Annotated in this window: 10 protein-coding genes; 6 read left to right on the top strand and 4 right to left on the bottom strand. The window is 67.9% G+C overall.

Going from position 1 to position 12,185, the window contains the following annotated elements; genetic code table 11:
* The first annotated feature begins 4 nt into the window (after positions 1 to 4).
* Positions 5 to 973: a diguanylate cyclase domain-containing protein gene (locus ABD017_RS00165; RefSeq protein WP_343879004.1), complete on the top strand. Its 969-nt coding sequence runs from the start codon at positions 5 to 7 to the stop codon at positions 971 to 973.
* A gap of 63 nt (positions 974 to 1,036) precedes the next feature.
* On the opposite strand, the gene ABD017_RS00160 is transcribed toward ABD017_RS00165, so the two are convergent.
* Positions 1,037 to 3,529: an acyl-CoA dehydrogenase gene (locus ABD017_RS00160; protein WP_343879002.1), complete on the bottom strand. Its 2,493-nt coding sequence runs from the start codon at positions 3,527 to 3,529 to the stop codon at positions 1,037 to 1,039.
* A 12-nt stretch (positions 3,530 to 3,541) separates the two neighbouring features.
* Positions 3,542 to 4,438, bottom strand: coding sequence for an alpha/beta fold hydrolase (locus tag ABD017_RS00155; RefSeq protein WP_343879000.1), 897 nt, complete (start codon positions 4,436 to 4,438; stop codon positions 3,542 to 3,544).
* 107 nt (positions 4,439 to 4,545) lie between these two features.
* On the opposite strand from ABD017_RS00155, the gene ABD017_RS00150 reads away from it, so the two are divergent.
* The 4 genes from ABD017_RS00150 to ABD017_RS00135 all read left to right on the top strand — a co-directional run bounded on the left by ABD017_RS00150 (position 4,546) and on the right by ABD017_RS00135 (position 7,116).
* Positions 4,546 to 5,124, top strand: coding sequence for a TetR/AcrR family transcriptional regulator (locus ABD017_RS00150; RefSeq protein ID WP_343878998.1), 579 nt, complete (start codon positions 4,546 to 4,548; stop codon positions 5,122 to 5,124).
* Between the two features lie 93 nt (positions 5,125 to 5,217).
* Positions 5,218 to 5,763: an RNA polymerase sigma factor gene (locus ABD017_RS00145; protein ID WP_343878996.1), complete on the top strand. Its 546-nt coding sequence runs from the start codon at positions 5,218 to 5,220 to the stop codon at positions 5,761 to 5,763.
* Complete coding sequence (locus tag ABD017_RS00140; RefSeq protein WP_343878994.1) at positions 5,760 to 6,197, top strand: hypothetical protein; 438 nt, start codon at positions 5,760 to 5,762, stop codon at positions 6,195 to 6,197. The genes ABD017_RS00145 and ABD017_RS00140 overlap by 4 nt, the downstream gene beginning before the upstream one ends.
* A gap of 16 nt (positions 6,198 to 6,213) precedes the next feature.
* On the top strand, positions 6,214 to 7,116 hold the full coding sequence (locus tag ABD017_RS00135; RefSeq protein WP_343878992.1) for a DUF4097 family beta strand repeat-containing protein: 903 nt from the start codon (positions 6,214 to 6,216) through the stop codon (positions 7,114 to 7,116).
* A gap of 97 nt (positions 7,117 to 7,213) precedes the next feature.
* Here ABD017_RS00135 and ABD017_RS00130 read toward each other — a convergent pair whose 3' ends face one another.
* Positions 7,214 to 8,119, bottom strand: coding sequence for a hypothetical protein (locus ABD017_RS00130; protein WP_343878990.1), 906 nt, complete (start codon positions 8,117 to 8,119; stop codon positions 7,214 to 7,216).
* A 240-nt stretch (positions 8,120 to 8,359) separates the two neighbouring features.
* On the opposite strand from ABD017_RS00130, the gene ABD017_RS00125 reads away from it, so the two are divergent.
* Positions 8,360 to 11,254, top strand: coding sequence for a bifunctional diguanylate cyclase/phosphodiesterase (locus ABD017_RS00125; RefSeq protein ID WP_343878988.1), 2,895 nt, complete (start codon positions 8,360 to 8,362; stop codon positions 11,252 to 11,254).
* A gap of 24 nt (positions 11,255 to 11,278) precedes the next feature.
* On the opposite strand, the gene hslO is transcribed toward ABD017_RS00125, so the two are convergent.
* A complete protein-coding gene (hslO, locus tag ABD017_RS00120) occupies positions 11,279 to 12,178 on the bottom strand; it encodes an Hsp33 family molecular chaperone HslO (RefSeq protein WP_343878986.1) in 900 nt (299 codons plus the stop codon).
* Positions 12,179 to 12,185 lie beyond the last annotated feature (7 nt).

The raw sequence follows: 12,185 nt of genomic DNA, 5'->3' as shown, positions 1-12,185 counted from the left end.
CCTGGTGGTTGACGACACCCCGGCCAACCTGGTCGCGATGCGCCGCCTGCTGGCGCGCTGCGGCGCCCAGTTGCTGGAGGCCAGCAGCGGCAACGAGGCGCTGGCCCTGTGCCTGGACCACGATTTCGCGCTGATCCTGCTCGACGTGAACATGCCCGACATGGACGGCTTCGAAGTGGCCGCGCTGCTCAGCGAGACCGAGCAGATGCGCGATACGCCCATCATCTTCGTCACCGCCGCCTACGCCGACGACCTCAACCGGCTCAAGGGCTATCGGTCCGGCGCGGTCGACTACATTGCCAAGCCGATCAACGATGCGATCCTGCAATCGAAGGTGCGGGTCTTTCTCGACCTCTATTGCGCCCGCGTGCAATTGCAGCAGGCGATGCGCGAGCTGACCGAGCGGAACCAGCAGTTGCATGCGGAAATAGCCGAGCGCAGACGGGTCGAGGAGCAGGTGCGGCACCAGGCCACGCACGACATGCTCACCGGCCTGCCCAACCGCGTGCTTTTCCATGATCGCCTGCAGACGGCCATGCAGCGCGGCACGCGCCAGCATCATCCGTTCGCGCTGGCGCTGCTGGACATCGATGGCTTCAAGGCGGTCAACGATACGTTCGGACATCCGGCGGGAGACGCGCTGCTGCAGGCGATCGGCGCGCGGCTGCGCGGATACCTGCGCGCCAACGACACCGTGGCGCGCCTGGGCGGCGACGAGTTTGCGCTGATCCTGGAGGACGTCACCGACGTGGCGCCGATCCTGGAACGCTGCCAGCAGGTGTGCGACCTGCTGGCACGACCCTATGCGCTGGAGGCCCGCCATGGGCCCTTCGAGGCGCGCGTCAGCGCCAGCATCGGCATCGCGCTGTGGAAGGAAACCTCGGACGACGAGGAGCTGATCCAGGCCGCCGATCGCGCGCTGTACCGGGCCAAGGCCGGCGGCCGCAACCGTTGCGCGATGGCAACGGACTGACAGCTGTCGACACGCCGCGGAGGCGGCACGGCCTTGCGGTCGCGCCGCGCTCCCCGGCGAAGGTCAGGACGCGCCGTGTTCCGCTTCGCTTCCGGCCGCAACCGCCGGCTGGCGATCGGCGCGGGTCACCTCGGCGCGCAGTTCGGACGGATCGAAATCGTCCACCGAGATGAACTCGAACACGCCCTCGCGCACCTGCTCCAGCAGCGCCAGCTCGGCCGCCGAGATGACGCCTTGCGCCTGCGCTTCATGCAGCTGGCTGACATAGTCGTGCGTCTTGAACTGACCCGCCTTCTGCGCCTTGCCGAACTTGCGCTCGACCGGCTCGGCGGCGATCACCTGCGGCAGCAGCGCCTCCATGCGGCCGACGGTGTTGTTGGGGGTGGGTGTGAGATAGACCCACTCCAGCAGGCGGTCGCGCGCCTCGCCCGGCGCGGTGATGATGGCCGCCACGCGACGTCCAAGGCGATCGGACGGCGGCACTTCGCGCCGGCCGAACGGAAACACCAGCACGCGCAGCAACCACGCCACCGGCCGCACCGGGAAATTGCGGATCACCCCGTCCAGCGCCATCTGCATCCGCCATACGCATTCGTGAAACGCCCACGCCAGCAGCGGCCGATCGGCTTCGGGCCGGCCGTTGTCCTCGTAGCGTTTCAGCATGGCGCTGGCGATGTACAGATAGCTCAGCACGTCGCCCAGCCGCGCGGAGAGTTTTTCCTTGAACTTGAGCTTGCCGCCCAGCACGCCCATGGCCACGTCGGCGCACAGGGCCAGCGCCGCGGAATAGCGGTTGAGCTTGCGGTAGTAGCGGCCGGTGTACGCATCGCCGGCCGCCTGGCCGATGGCCGATCCGGTCAGCCCAAGCACCAGGCTGCGCACCGCGTTGGAGATGCCGAAACCGATATGGCCGAACAGGGCCCGGTCGAACAGGCGCAACTGTTCGTCGCGGTCGGTGATCGACAGCGCCTGCATTTCCTTCAGCACATAGGGATGGCAGCGGATGGCGCCCTGGCCGAAGATCATCAGGCTGCGCGTCATGATGTTTGCGCCTTCCACCGTGATCGCGATCGGCACGCTGGCCCAGCCGCGGCCGGCGTAATTCTTCGGCCCCAGTTGCACGGCCTTGCCGCCGTGCACGTCCATGGTGTCGCTGGCCACCTGGCGCGCCCATTCGGTGGCGTGGTACTTGGCGATGGCCGAGGTCACCGCCGGCTTCTCGCCGCGATCGACCGCAGCGGCGGTGGCGCGCGACAGCGCCGTGGTGGCGTAGGTCAGGCCGCCGATGCGCGCCAACGCTTCCTCCACGCCCTCGAACCGCGCGATCGCCAGACCGAACTGCTTGCGCATGCGCGCATACGCGCCGGTGGCCGCGGTGGACGTGCGCATCGCACCGGTGGCGTTGGACGGCAGCGAAATGGCGCGGCCCACCGACAGCACTTCGACCAGCATGCGCCAGCCATGACCGGCCATCTTCGGCCCGCCGATCAGCACCGACATCGGCACGAAAACATCCTTGCCGTGCAGCGGGCCGTTCTGGAACGGAATGTTCAACGGGAAATGCCGCCGCCCGATCTCCAGCCCCGGCGTGGCGCGCGGCAACAGCGCCAGGGTGATGCCCAGGTCCTCTTTTTCGCCCAGCAGCTTGTCCGGGTCGTACAGCCGGAACGCCAGGCCAACGACGGTGGCGATCGGTGCCAGCGTGATGTAGCGCTTGTCGAAGGTCAGCCGCATGCCCAGCGTCTCGACGCCATCGACCATCTGCTTGCAGACCACGCCGTAATCGGTGATCGAGGTGGCGTCGGAGCCGGCATACGGGCCGGTCAGCGCGAAGCAGGGAATTTCCTCGCCCACCGCCAGTCGCGGCAGGTAGTGGTTCTTCTGCTCGTCGCTGCCGTAATGCAGCAGCAGTTCGGCCGGGCCCAGCGAGTTCGGCACCGCGACGGTGGAGGACACCGTGGCCGAGATGCTGGCCAGCTTCTGCAGCACCGCCGAATGCGCCAGCGCGGAAAACTGCAGGCCGCCGTACTGCTTCGGGATGATCATGCCGAAGAAGCGGTTCTTCTTGATGAAATCCCACACTTCCGGCGGCAGGTCGGCCAGCTCGTGGGTGATCTGCCAGTCGTCGATCATCGCGCAGAGTTCTTCCACCGGCCCGTCGAGGAAGGCCTGCTCCTCCGCGCTCAGTTCCGGCTTCGGCTCGCGCAGCAGCCGCGACCAGTCCGGCTTGCCCGAGAACAGCTCGCCCTCGAAACCCACCGTGCCGGCCTCCAGCGCGGTCTGCTCGGTTTCCGAAAGTTTCGGCGTGACCTTGGCGAACATCTTCAGCAGCGGCGCGCTGATCTGCTGGCGACGAAAGCCCACCATCAGCAACGGCACCGCGATCGCCAACTCGATCAGCAGCAGGATCACCATCGTCCATGGCGTCTGCAGCACCAAGCCCGCGATCACGGTGGTCGCGATCGTGGCGATCGCCCACGTGCGCAGGCTGGTGCGGTGGTAGGCGCAGGCGCAGGACGCGATCAATGCGGCCAGTACAGTCAATATCACGGTCATCTCGCTACCTCATCACGACGAAAGGTTGCCGGCCATCTTGCGGGCAACGGGTTGATCAAGACTCTCCACGAAACGGATGATCTCGCGGGTGAAGGCGTCATTGGCGTCCCCTGCGACCATATGCGTGGCGTGCGGCAACTCCACGTGGCGCGCGTGGGGCGCCAGCTGCATGAACTCCGCCACGGTGGCGCGCGAGACGACGTCGCTGCGGCCGCCCGACAGCAGCAGCATCGGCAGATCCACGCTGGCAGCCGCGGCCAGCAGCCGGGGCTGATGCCGCTCGCTGTCCTCCACCATGCCGAGCAGTCGCGGGTCCCAATGCCAGTGCAGCCGGCCATCGGCTCCTTTGCGCAGCAGCGGCTCCAGTTGCGCCGCGCTCTTGCGTTCGCGGCGTTGCGGCAGGTACGCGGCAATCTGTTCGGCGGCCTCGGCGAGGTCGGCAAAACCCTGCGGGTAGGCCTTCATGAACGTCACGATGCGCGCGATGCCGGCCGTCTCCCAGCGCGGGGTGATATCCACCAGCACCAGCGCCCGGTACGGCAGCGGCGACGCTTCGGCCGCGGTGACCAGGCCCAGCAAACCGCCCATCGATGCGCCCACCAGCACCGGCGGTTGCGGTTGTGCCCGGGCGATGCGGGCCAGGTCGTCGGTGAACTGCTCGATGCGGTACGCGCCACCGGGCGCGCGGTCGCTCTCGCCGTGACCGCGCTGGTCGAAGCTCACGCAGCGGCAGCCCCGCGCCGCCAATGCCGACACCGTGGCGGTCCAGGCGCCGCGCGTCTGGCCAAAGCCGTGCGCGAACAGCACGGTGGGGTCCCCCGTCGGATGGGCGACTTCCACGGCCAGCGCCAGCCCGTCGGCGGCGGTCACGGACGACACGGAGTGGGCATGTTGGAGAGGGCTTACCATACGACCGAGTATGGACTGCGGCGACGGTGGACGTCCAGCACCTCACCCGTCGGCGATTCCCGCGCTCGCGCCATTACAAAACCCGGCGCCGGGGCTACCATACGCAGATGAATGCGACCAGCAAACCGGAACGAAACCGCCTCTCCGCCGAAGACTGGGAGTTGGCCGCACTGCAACTGATCGCCGAACAGGGCGTCGGCGCCCTGGCGGTGGAGGCGCTGGCGCGACGGCTGGGCGTGACCAAGGGCAGCTTCTACTGGCACTTCCGCACCCGCGAGGCCCTGCTGCAGGCCGCGCTGGAACGCTGGGAGCAATATGGCGAGCGCGAGATCATCAGCCAGATCGAACAGATCGCCGACCCGCGCGAGCGCCTGCCCGAGCTGTTCCGGCGGGTGGCGCACGAGCTGCAGCCGCACCGCGTCTACGCCGCGCTGCTCAAAGCGCTGGATCATCCCCTGGTGGTGCCGGTGATGGCGCGCGTATCCAGCCGACGCACGGAGTTCCTGGAAACCGCCTACCGCCAGGCCGGGCTGGCCTCGTCCGACGCGCTCAACCGGGCGCGGTTGACCTACGCCGCCTACGTGGGCTTCCTGCAGCTGAACTTCACCCTGGGCCTGCCACGGCTCAGCCACGACGAATTCGATTCGTATGTGGAACACATGATCGCCACGCTGATCCCTGCCTGAGCGGTCCGACCGAAGGCGCGTTCAAACGTTTTCGCAGCGCGACGCATCCATGCTGGCGATATGATCGCTGCCTGCCCCGACCTCGGAAGACCCATGTCGCCCGCGCCGATCGACGCCATCGACACGGACGACGTGCACGCGGCCGCCGCCGGTGACCGCCATGCGTTCGAGCGTCTGTACCGACTGCACATCGGCCGGATCTACGGCGCCGTGCATCGGCTGGCGGGCTACGACCACGCGCGCGCCGAAGACCTCACCCAGGAGGCGTTCGTGCGCGCCTGGCAGAAGCTGCCGGGCTTTCGCCACGAAAGTGCCTTCGGCACCTGGTTGTACCGGCTTGCCGTCAACGTGGCCCTGATGGACATCCGCGCCCGCGGCGCGGACCCGGTGAACATGGTCGACGACGACCACCTGCCCGATCCGGGCGAGGCGCCGTTCTGCGCCGCCGAGCGCGACGAGCTGCAACGGGCGATCGGCCGATTGCCGGCCGGCGCCCGCGCGGTGCTGGTCCTGCACGACATCGAGGGCTGGCGACACGAGGACATCGGCCACGAACTCGGCGTGGCCGTGGGCACGTCGAAAGCACAGTTGCACCGCGCGCGCCAGCTGCTGCGCCATGCTTTGGGAGAACGGTCATGAACGAATTCGAATGGCACCGCCAGTTGCGCGACTTGCGCCAGCCGCAGTTGCCGCCGCGGGATCTGTGGCCGTCGATCGATGCGGCACTCCATCGTGCCGATGCCGCCAATGCGGTCGCGGCGCCGCGACGGCGGAGACGGCACCTGCTGGTCGCCGCAGGCCTGGCCGCATCGGCCTTGCTGGTCGTGGGCATGGCCTGGCAGCTGCGGCCGACGCCGCATGCCCGTCCGGTCGTCCGCAGCGACGCCGCGGCGCCGGCCTGGAAACCGTCCGATCCGCGCCTGGCTGGCGCCGCCGTCGAGTTCACGGCGGCACGCATGGAGTTGCAGCAGGCGCTGCAACAAGCGCCGGACTCGCCCGCCCTGCGGCGGTTGCTGCTGCGCACGCGGCAACAACAGGCGCAATGGCAGGGACGGGCGCGCGATGCCGGCTGACCTCCCAGGAACAAGCATGAAAACCACCCGTCTCCTCCCGCTGATGCTGTGCCTGTGCGTGGGTTCGGCGCTGGCCGATACGCCCATCGACCTGCGCCACGCGGCCAGCGCCCGCACCCATCTCGAGATCAGCAACGTCAAGGGCGCGGTGAGCGTCATCGGTTGGGATCGACCCGAACTGCAGGTCAAGGGACAACTGGGCGAAGGGGCCCTGCCGCTGGCCATCACGGGCACCGCGCCGTCGCTCTCGCTCAAGGTCGAACCCGTGGGCCGTGGCAGCTGGCTCGACTGGAGCCGCGACAAGACCATGGGCCCCACCACCTTGATCGTGCATCTGCCGCGTTCCGCATCCGTCGACGTTCGCGTGGTCAGCGCCACCCTCAGCATCGACGGCATCGACGGCGGTGCGATCGCGGTAAAGACGGTCAGCGGCAAGACCCGCATCAACGCCAGGACGCCCCTGCTCAAGGTCGACAGCGTCAGTGGCGGCATCGAACTGGCCGGCCACGCGCAGGACGCGGACCTGCAAACCGTCAGCGGCGACATCCTGGCACCCGTGCTCGGCGACAAGGCCAGGCTGCAGACCGTTTCCGGCGAGATCCAGGCCGCGGGCGGCCCCTGGCGCAGCTTCTCGCTCAGCACCGTGTCGGGCGATGTCCGCCTGAAAGGTGCGCTGGCCGAAGGCGGCAATCTCGGCATCGACAGCATGAGCGGCGACGTGCAACTGCAACTGCCGCCGGACACTTCCGCCAGCCTGCGCGCCAGCACGTTCAGCGGCGATCTGCGCAGCGACTTCGGCAAACCGGCGCAAGCCGACCATGGGCCCGGCAGCACCCTGGAAACCCGCATCGGCGGCGGCGCCGGCAACATCGCCATCGAAACCTTCAGCGGCGACGTGCGTATCCGCAACGCCGACTGAGCACGCCCGGACCATCGGCTACCCGCGCAACGACCACAGACGAAAAAGCCGCCACGAGGACGGCTTGGCACGCGCAGATTCGATGAAGGGCGGCGCCCTACAGATCCTGATGGTATTGCACGTACGGCGTGCGCGACTGGTCGGGCTCGGGCCCCACCGGCGTGTTCACCGAATTGCCGGACGACCACAGGTTCTGCGCGCCGATGCTCAATGCACCCTGCCACGGCAGACGCAGGGTCACGCCCAGGTCGATGCTGCTCCAGCGCTGGTCGGCGCTCAACGTACCCGCGCCACCGCCACCGGCCAGTGGTTGCATGGTACGGCCGACCAGGGTGCCGGACAGCGGGCCGCTGTCCACGCCGAAGCTCAGCGCCTTCTGGTCCAGCGTATCGATGCCCAGCAGGTTGCCCGGCATCAGCCGGATACGCCCCACGCTGGCGCCCAGGTCGATCCCGGTCGTGCTGCCCAGGGCCACGCGGCCGCGGGCGTTGAACTGTTCGCTGCGGTCGAACCCGGACAAGCCGTCCACGCCCGGCGCCACACCCGGCAGCACGCGCGGCAGCACCGTACGCTGCGGCGCCTCGCTGGCGCCCACGCTGAGCCCCACGCTGTAGCGTCCGCTGTTGTAGGTGGCGCCCACTTCACTGTCGATCAGGCGCGCCGGATGATTCACCCACGACCGCTGGCTGATATCGGCGTGCGCCTGCACGCCCGGCGCCAGCTGGTATTGGATGCCGCTGCTGAAGACGTTGCCCGCCGCCAGGCCGTGGAATGCCAGCGACGACGGCATGGCCGCCTCGGTCGCATCGGAATGACTGGCCCGCAGGCTCAGCCACTGACCGTGGTTGTTGCGCCACAGCGGCACGGCTGAAGTCCCTGAGGCGCCGACGTTTTCCGGCTGCTGCAGCAGGAACTGGGCCTGCGCGTCGGCACCGGGCGCGGACTCGCCCGCCGCCGTGAACGGCAGCAGGGATATCAGCAGCAGGGCGAACAGACGATGCATGGCGTGGCGTCGACAGCGTGGTGGTTGGACCGTCGTGGATCATAGCGCGATTTACGTTTTACTAACAACCGAAAAACACAAAAAACGCAAAGCAGCGCACAGCTGACATATCCAGGTCTCCCGATAGACCGGTTCGCGCCCCGGGGGTTCCCGCGGCCGCAGCTGGCAGCCATACTGCCGAACGGCTATAAATCGCCTTTCGTCGTTGCTCCGGGATTGGCCGGATTCACAGCAAACCTGATGAGTGCCTCGTTGACCTCCCGCCTGCCCGCGCCCATTCCCCTCCTCGGGGAACATAACCTGTCGCGACGCGCGTTCGAGCAACTGCTCGAGGCTCCCGACGCGGCCAGCGTGATGGGCATCTGCGAGCTGATGCTTTCGGACCTGGGCATCGATGGCCAATTGTGCTGGCGCCCGACCAGCGACCCGGCCGATACACCCGGCAGCGTCGACCTGGCCGAAGACAGCCAGGGCGCGCGAACGCTGACGCTGCAGTACCACGGATTGCCGTTGTCCGAGGCGACCAACGCGCAGCTGGCGTGGCTCGGGCGCATCGCCGATACCCGGCTTCGCCAACTGGCCGAAACCAGTCGCCTCTACGATGCGATCTCGCGGCTGGCGCAGGCCGAACGCCTGCAACGGGCGCTCTACGCCATTGCCGAGCAGGCCGGCGCCGAGCACGACATGCCCGAACTGATGCGCTCGCTGCACGGCATCCTGGGCAGCCTGATGTACGCGGAAAACTTCTACATCGTGCTGTACGACGCCGCCACCGACAGCATCCGTTTTCCCTATTACGTCGATACCGTGGACGCGGAGCCGCCGGCGCCCGACGAGCAGATTCCGCTCAGCGACATGCCCAACAGCCTCACCTGGAACCTGCTGCAGGGCGGCCGCCCGCTGATGGGCTCGATCGAGGAACTGTCGCAGCAGCTCACCGGCCATTTCGTGCCGGTCGGCCCCTATTGCGAGCACTGGCTGGGCGTGCCGCTGATGCGCGAGGACCGCGTCGTCGGCGGCATCGTGATGCAGAGCTACCGTGCCGACATCCACTATTCGCGGCACGATCTTGAGCTGCTCAGCTACGTGGCCCAGCACGTGCAGACCGCGCTGGAAAGACACGGCGCCCATCTCGACCTGGAAAAGCGCGTCACCGATCGCACCACGGCCCTGCGCGAAGCCAACCGCGTGCTGCGCCAGCAGGTGCTGCAACGCCAGCGCGGCGAACGGCTGCAGGCGGCGCTGTTCCGCATCGCCGAACTGGCCAACGCATCCGAGAGCCTGGAAAACTTCTACGCCGCCGTGCACCGGGCGGTGGGCGGCTTGCTGTACGCGCGAAACTTCTACATCGCGCTGGTCGACGGCGACAAGAAGCAGCTGGTGTTTCCCTACTCGGTCGACGAGATCGACAGCGACCGGCCGCCGCGATCGCACGGCCGCGGCGCCACCGAGTATGTATTGCGCCACGGCAAGCCGCTGCTGGTGGACGGCGCCGCCATCGACCGGCTGATCGCCGAGGGCGAAATCGAAAGCTTCGGCACCCGCGCGGTGTGCTGGCTGGGCGTGCCGCTGGTGTGGAGCGACAAGGTGATGGGCGTGCTCGCCGTGCAGAGTTATTCGCCGCAGCACACCTATACCGAGCGCGACCAGGAACTGCTCACCTTCGTGAGCTACCACATCGCCACCGCGCTGCAGCGCAAGCACGCCAGCGCCACGCTGAAACAGGCGTACGCCACGCTGGAGCGCCGCGTCACCGAGCGCACCCACGCCCTGGCCCTGGCCAACCGCGACCTGCGCGAACAGATCGCCGAACGCGAGCGCGTCGAGCGCCGGCTGAAATACGAGACACTGCACGATTCACTCACCGGCCTGCCCAATCGCACGCTGTTCCTGCAACGGCTGGAGCAGGCCTTGCAGCGCAACCTGGCCAACCCGCGGGAATTGTTCGCGGTGCTGTTTATCGACCTGGACCGCTTTAAGGTCATCAACGACTCCGTGGGCCATCTGGTCGGCGACGACCTGCTGTTCCAGGTCGGCGGCCGCGTGCGCGCCTGCCTCAAGACCCGCGACGTGGTGGCGCGCCTGGGCGGCGACGAATTCGCGGTATTGCTGGAGGACATGGAGGACGCCGGCACCGCCACCCAGGTCGCCGACCGCATCATCAGCGCGCTGCAGACGCCTTTCCGGCTCGGCGTCAAGGAGATCTTCACGTCCGCCTCCATCGGCATCGCCCTGCCCGCCGCGCACTACCGCCAGCCCGAGGAACTGCTGCGCGACGCCGATGCGGCGATGTACAACGCCAAGGACGGTGGTCGCCATCGCTCCGCCGTGTTCGACGATCGCCTGCGGCGCGAGGCACTGTCGCTGCTGGACATGGAGGGCGACCTGCGGCATGCGCTGATCCGCAACGAGTTCGTGCCGCACTACCAGCCCATCGTGTCGCTGGCCGACGGTCGCACCATCGGCTACGAGGCACTGCTGCGCTGGAACCATCCCGAACGCGGGCTGCTGCTGCCTGCCGATTTCCTGCTGATCGCCGAGGAAACCGGCTGCGTCGAACTCATCGATTGGCAGATTTTCGAGCAGGCCTGCGCCCAGGCCCATCGTCTGGTGGGCGAACACGGCTTCATCAGCATCAACGTTTCCGGGCGACATTTCCGCACGGCCGACATGGACCAGCGCCTGCTGGCGCTGTTCGAGCGGTACAAGGTACCAACCTCGCACATCCGCATCGAAGTCACCGAGCACACGCTGCTGGAGAACCCGGCCCAGGTCAAACGCATGCTGCAGAACCTGCGCAACCACGGCGCCGGCATCGCGCTGGACGACTTCGGCACGGGCTACTCGTCACTGAGCTACCTGCACCAGTACCCGTTCGCCACGCTGAAGATCGACCGCTCGTTCATCACCGCACTGCCTGCCGACGGCGAGGAAACCCAGGGCCTGGCCGTGGTGCGCGCGATCCAGGCGCTGGCCGACTCGCTGCACATGCAGGTGATCGCCGAAGGCATCGAGGAAGAATCGCAGCGCCAGGCGCTGCTGAAGATCGGCTGCCGTTACGCCCAGGGCTTCCTGTTTGCGCGCCCCAAGCCAGCCGACGCATGGCAGTCGCTGCAGGGGCCGTCCGCCGATTGAACACGGCGGCAGCGGCGGCGGCGATCACTGCGGCGTCTGCGACTGCTCCGGCGCCGCGCCTTCGCTGAGCAGGTGTTCGGCGTCGATGCGGTCGAAATGGTACTGCTGGGCGCAGAACTCGCAGATCACCTCGATCTCGCCGTCGCGTGCGGCCAGTGCCGCCTCCACTTCATCGCGACCGAGCGAACGCAACATCGCGCTCACCCGCTCGCGGCTGCAGGTGCAACCGAAACCCAGCGGTCGCGGCTCGAACAGGCGCACGGACTCTTCGTGGAAAAGCCGGTACAGCAGTTGTTCCGGCGCGGTGGAGAGCATCTCGGCCTTGCCCAGCGTGGCGGTGAGATGAGTCACCCGGTTCCAGGCGTCGTCGTCGTGCGCGGCATCGCGGCCGCCCTCGTCGGGCAGTTTTTGCAGCATCAGGCCCACGGCATGTTCGCCGTCGGCAGCCAGCACGATCCGGGCCGGCAACTGCTCGGACTGGATGAAGTAGTTTTCCAGCACGCCGGCCAGATCGGCCTGCTGCAAAGCCACCAGGCCCTGGTAGCGCTGGCCGCGCTCGACGCTGCCGATGGTGATGGCCAGTACCGCATCGCCCAGCGCGTCCAATGCCAGCGCCGGCGGCAGCGGATCGCTCCAGCGGGCGAGCCCGCGCAGGCGCCCCTGGTCGGTGCATTCGGCAAACAGCAGGCGCAAAGCATCCTGGGTTTTCAGCTCGATCGACAACGCGCCATCAAGCTTGATGTTGCCGGTCAGCAACGCGCTGGCCGCCAGCGTCTGGCCCAGCAGCTCGCGCAGCGGCGCCGGGTAATCGGCGCGCGCGGCCACCTCGCGCCAGGCCGGCCCCAGCCGCACCAGCACGCCACGTACGCCAGCGCGCTCGAGCAGGAAACGGTGCAGCACGTCGTCAGTGAATGGGTTTTCCATGGATGGG

The sequence above is a fragment of the Rhodanobacter caeni genome, from assembly GCF_039523575.1.
Taxonomy (GTDB): Bacteria; Pseudomonadota; Gammaproteobacteria; order Xanthomonadales; family Rhodanobacteraceae; genus Rhodanobacter; species Rhodanobacter caeni.
Note: the sequence above shows the minus strand (reverse complement) of the source record. Positions and strands in the feature narration are given on the sequence as shown.

Coding starts and splice junctions, on each gene's coding strand:
- ABD017_RS00160 (WP_343879002.1), bottom strand. CDS start 3,529: ATGACCGTGATATTGACTGTACTGGCCGCATTGATCGCGTCCTGCGCC.
- ABD017_RS00155 (WP_343879000.1), bottom strand. CDS start 4,438: ATGGTAAGCCCTCTCCAACATGCCCACTCCGTGTCGTCCGTGACCGCC.
- ABD017_RS00150 (WP_343878998.1), top strand. CDS start 4,546: ATGAATGCGACCAGCAAACCGGAACGAAACCGCCTCTCCGCCGAAGAC.
- ABD017_RS00145 (WP_343878996.1), top strand. CDS start 5,218: ATGTCGCCCGCGCCGATCGACGCCATCGACACGGACGACGTGCACGCG.
- ABD017_RS00140 (WP_343878994.1), top strand. CDS start 5,760: ATGAACGAATTCGAATGGCACCGCCAGTTGCGCGACTTGCGCCAGCCG.
- ABD017_RS00135 (WP_343878992.1), top strand. CDS start 6,214: ATGAAAACCACCCGTCTCCTCCCGCTGATGCTGTGCCTGTGCGTGGGT.
- ABD017_RS00130 (WP_343878990.1), bottom strand. CDS start 8,119: ATGCATCGTCTGTTCGCCCTGCTGCTGATATCCCTGCTGCCGTTCACG.
- ABD017_RS00125 (WP_343878988.1), top strand. CDS start 8,360: ATGAGTGCCTCGTTGACCTCCCGCCTGCCCGCGCCCATTCCCCTCCTC.
- hslO (WP_343878986.1), bottom strand. CDS start 12,178: ATGGAAAACCCATTCACTGACGACGTGCTGCACCGTTTCCTGCTCGAG.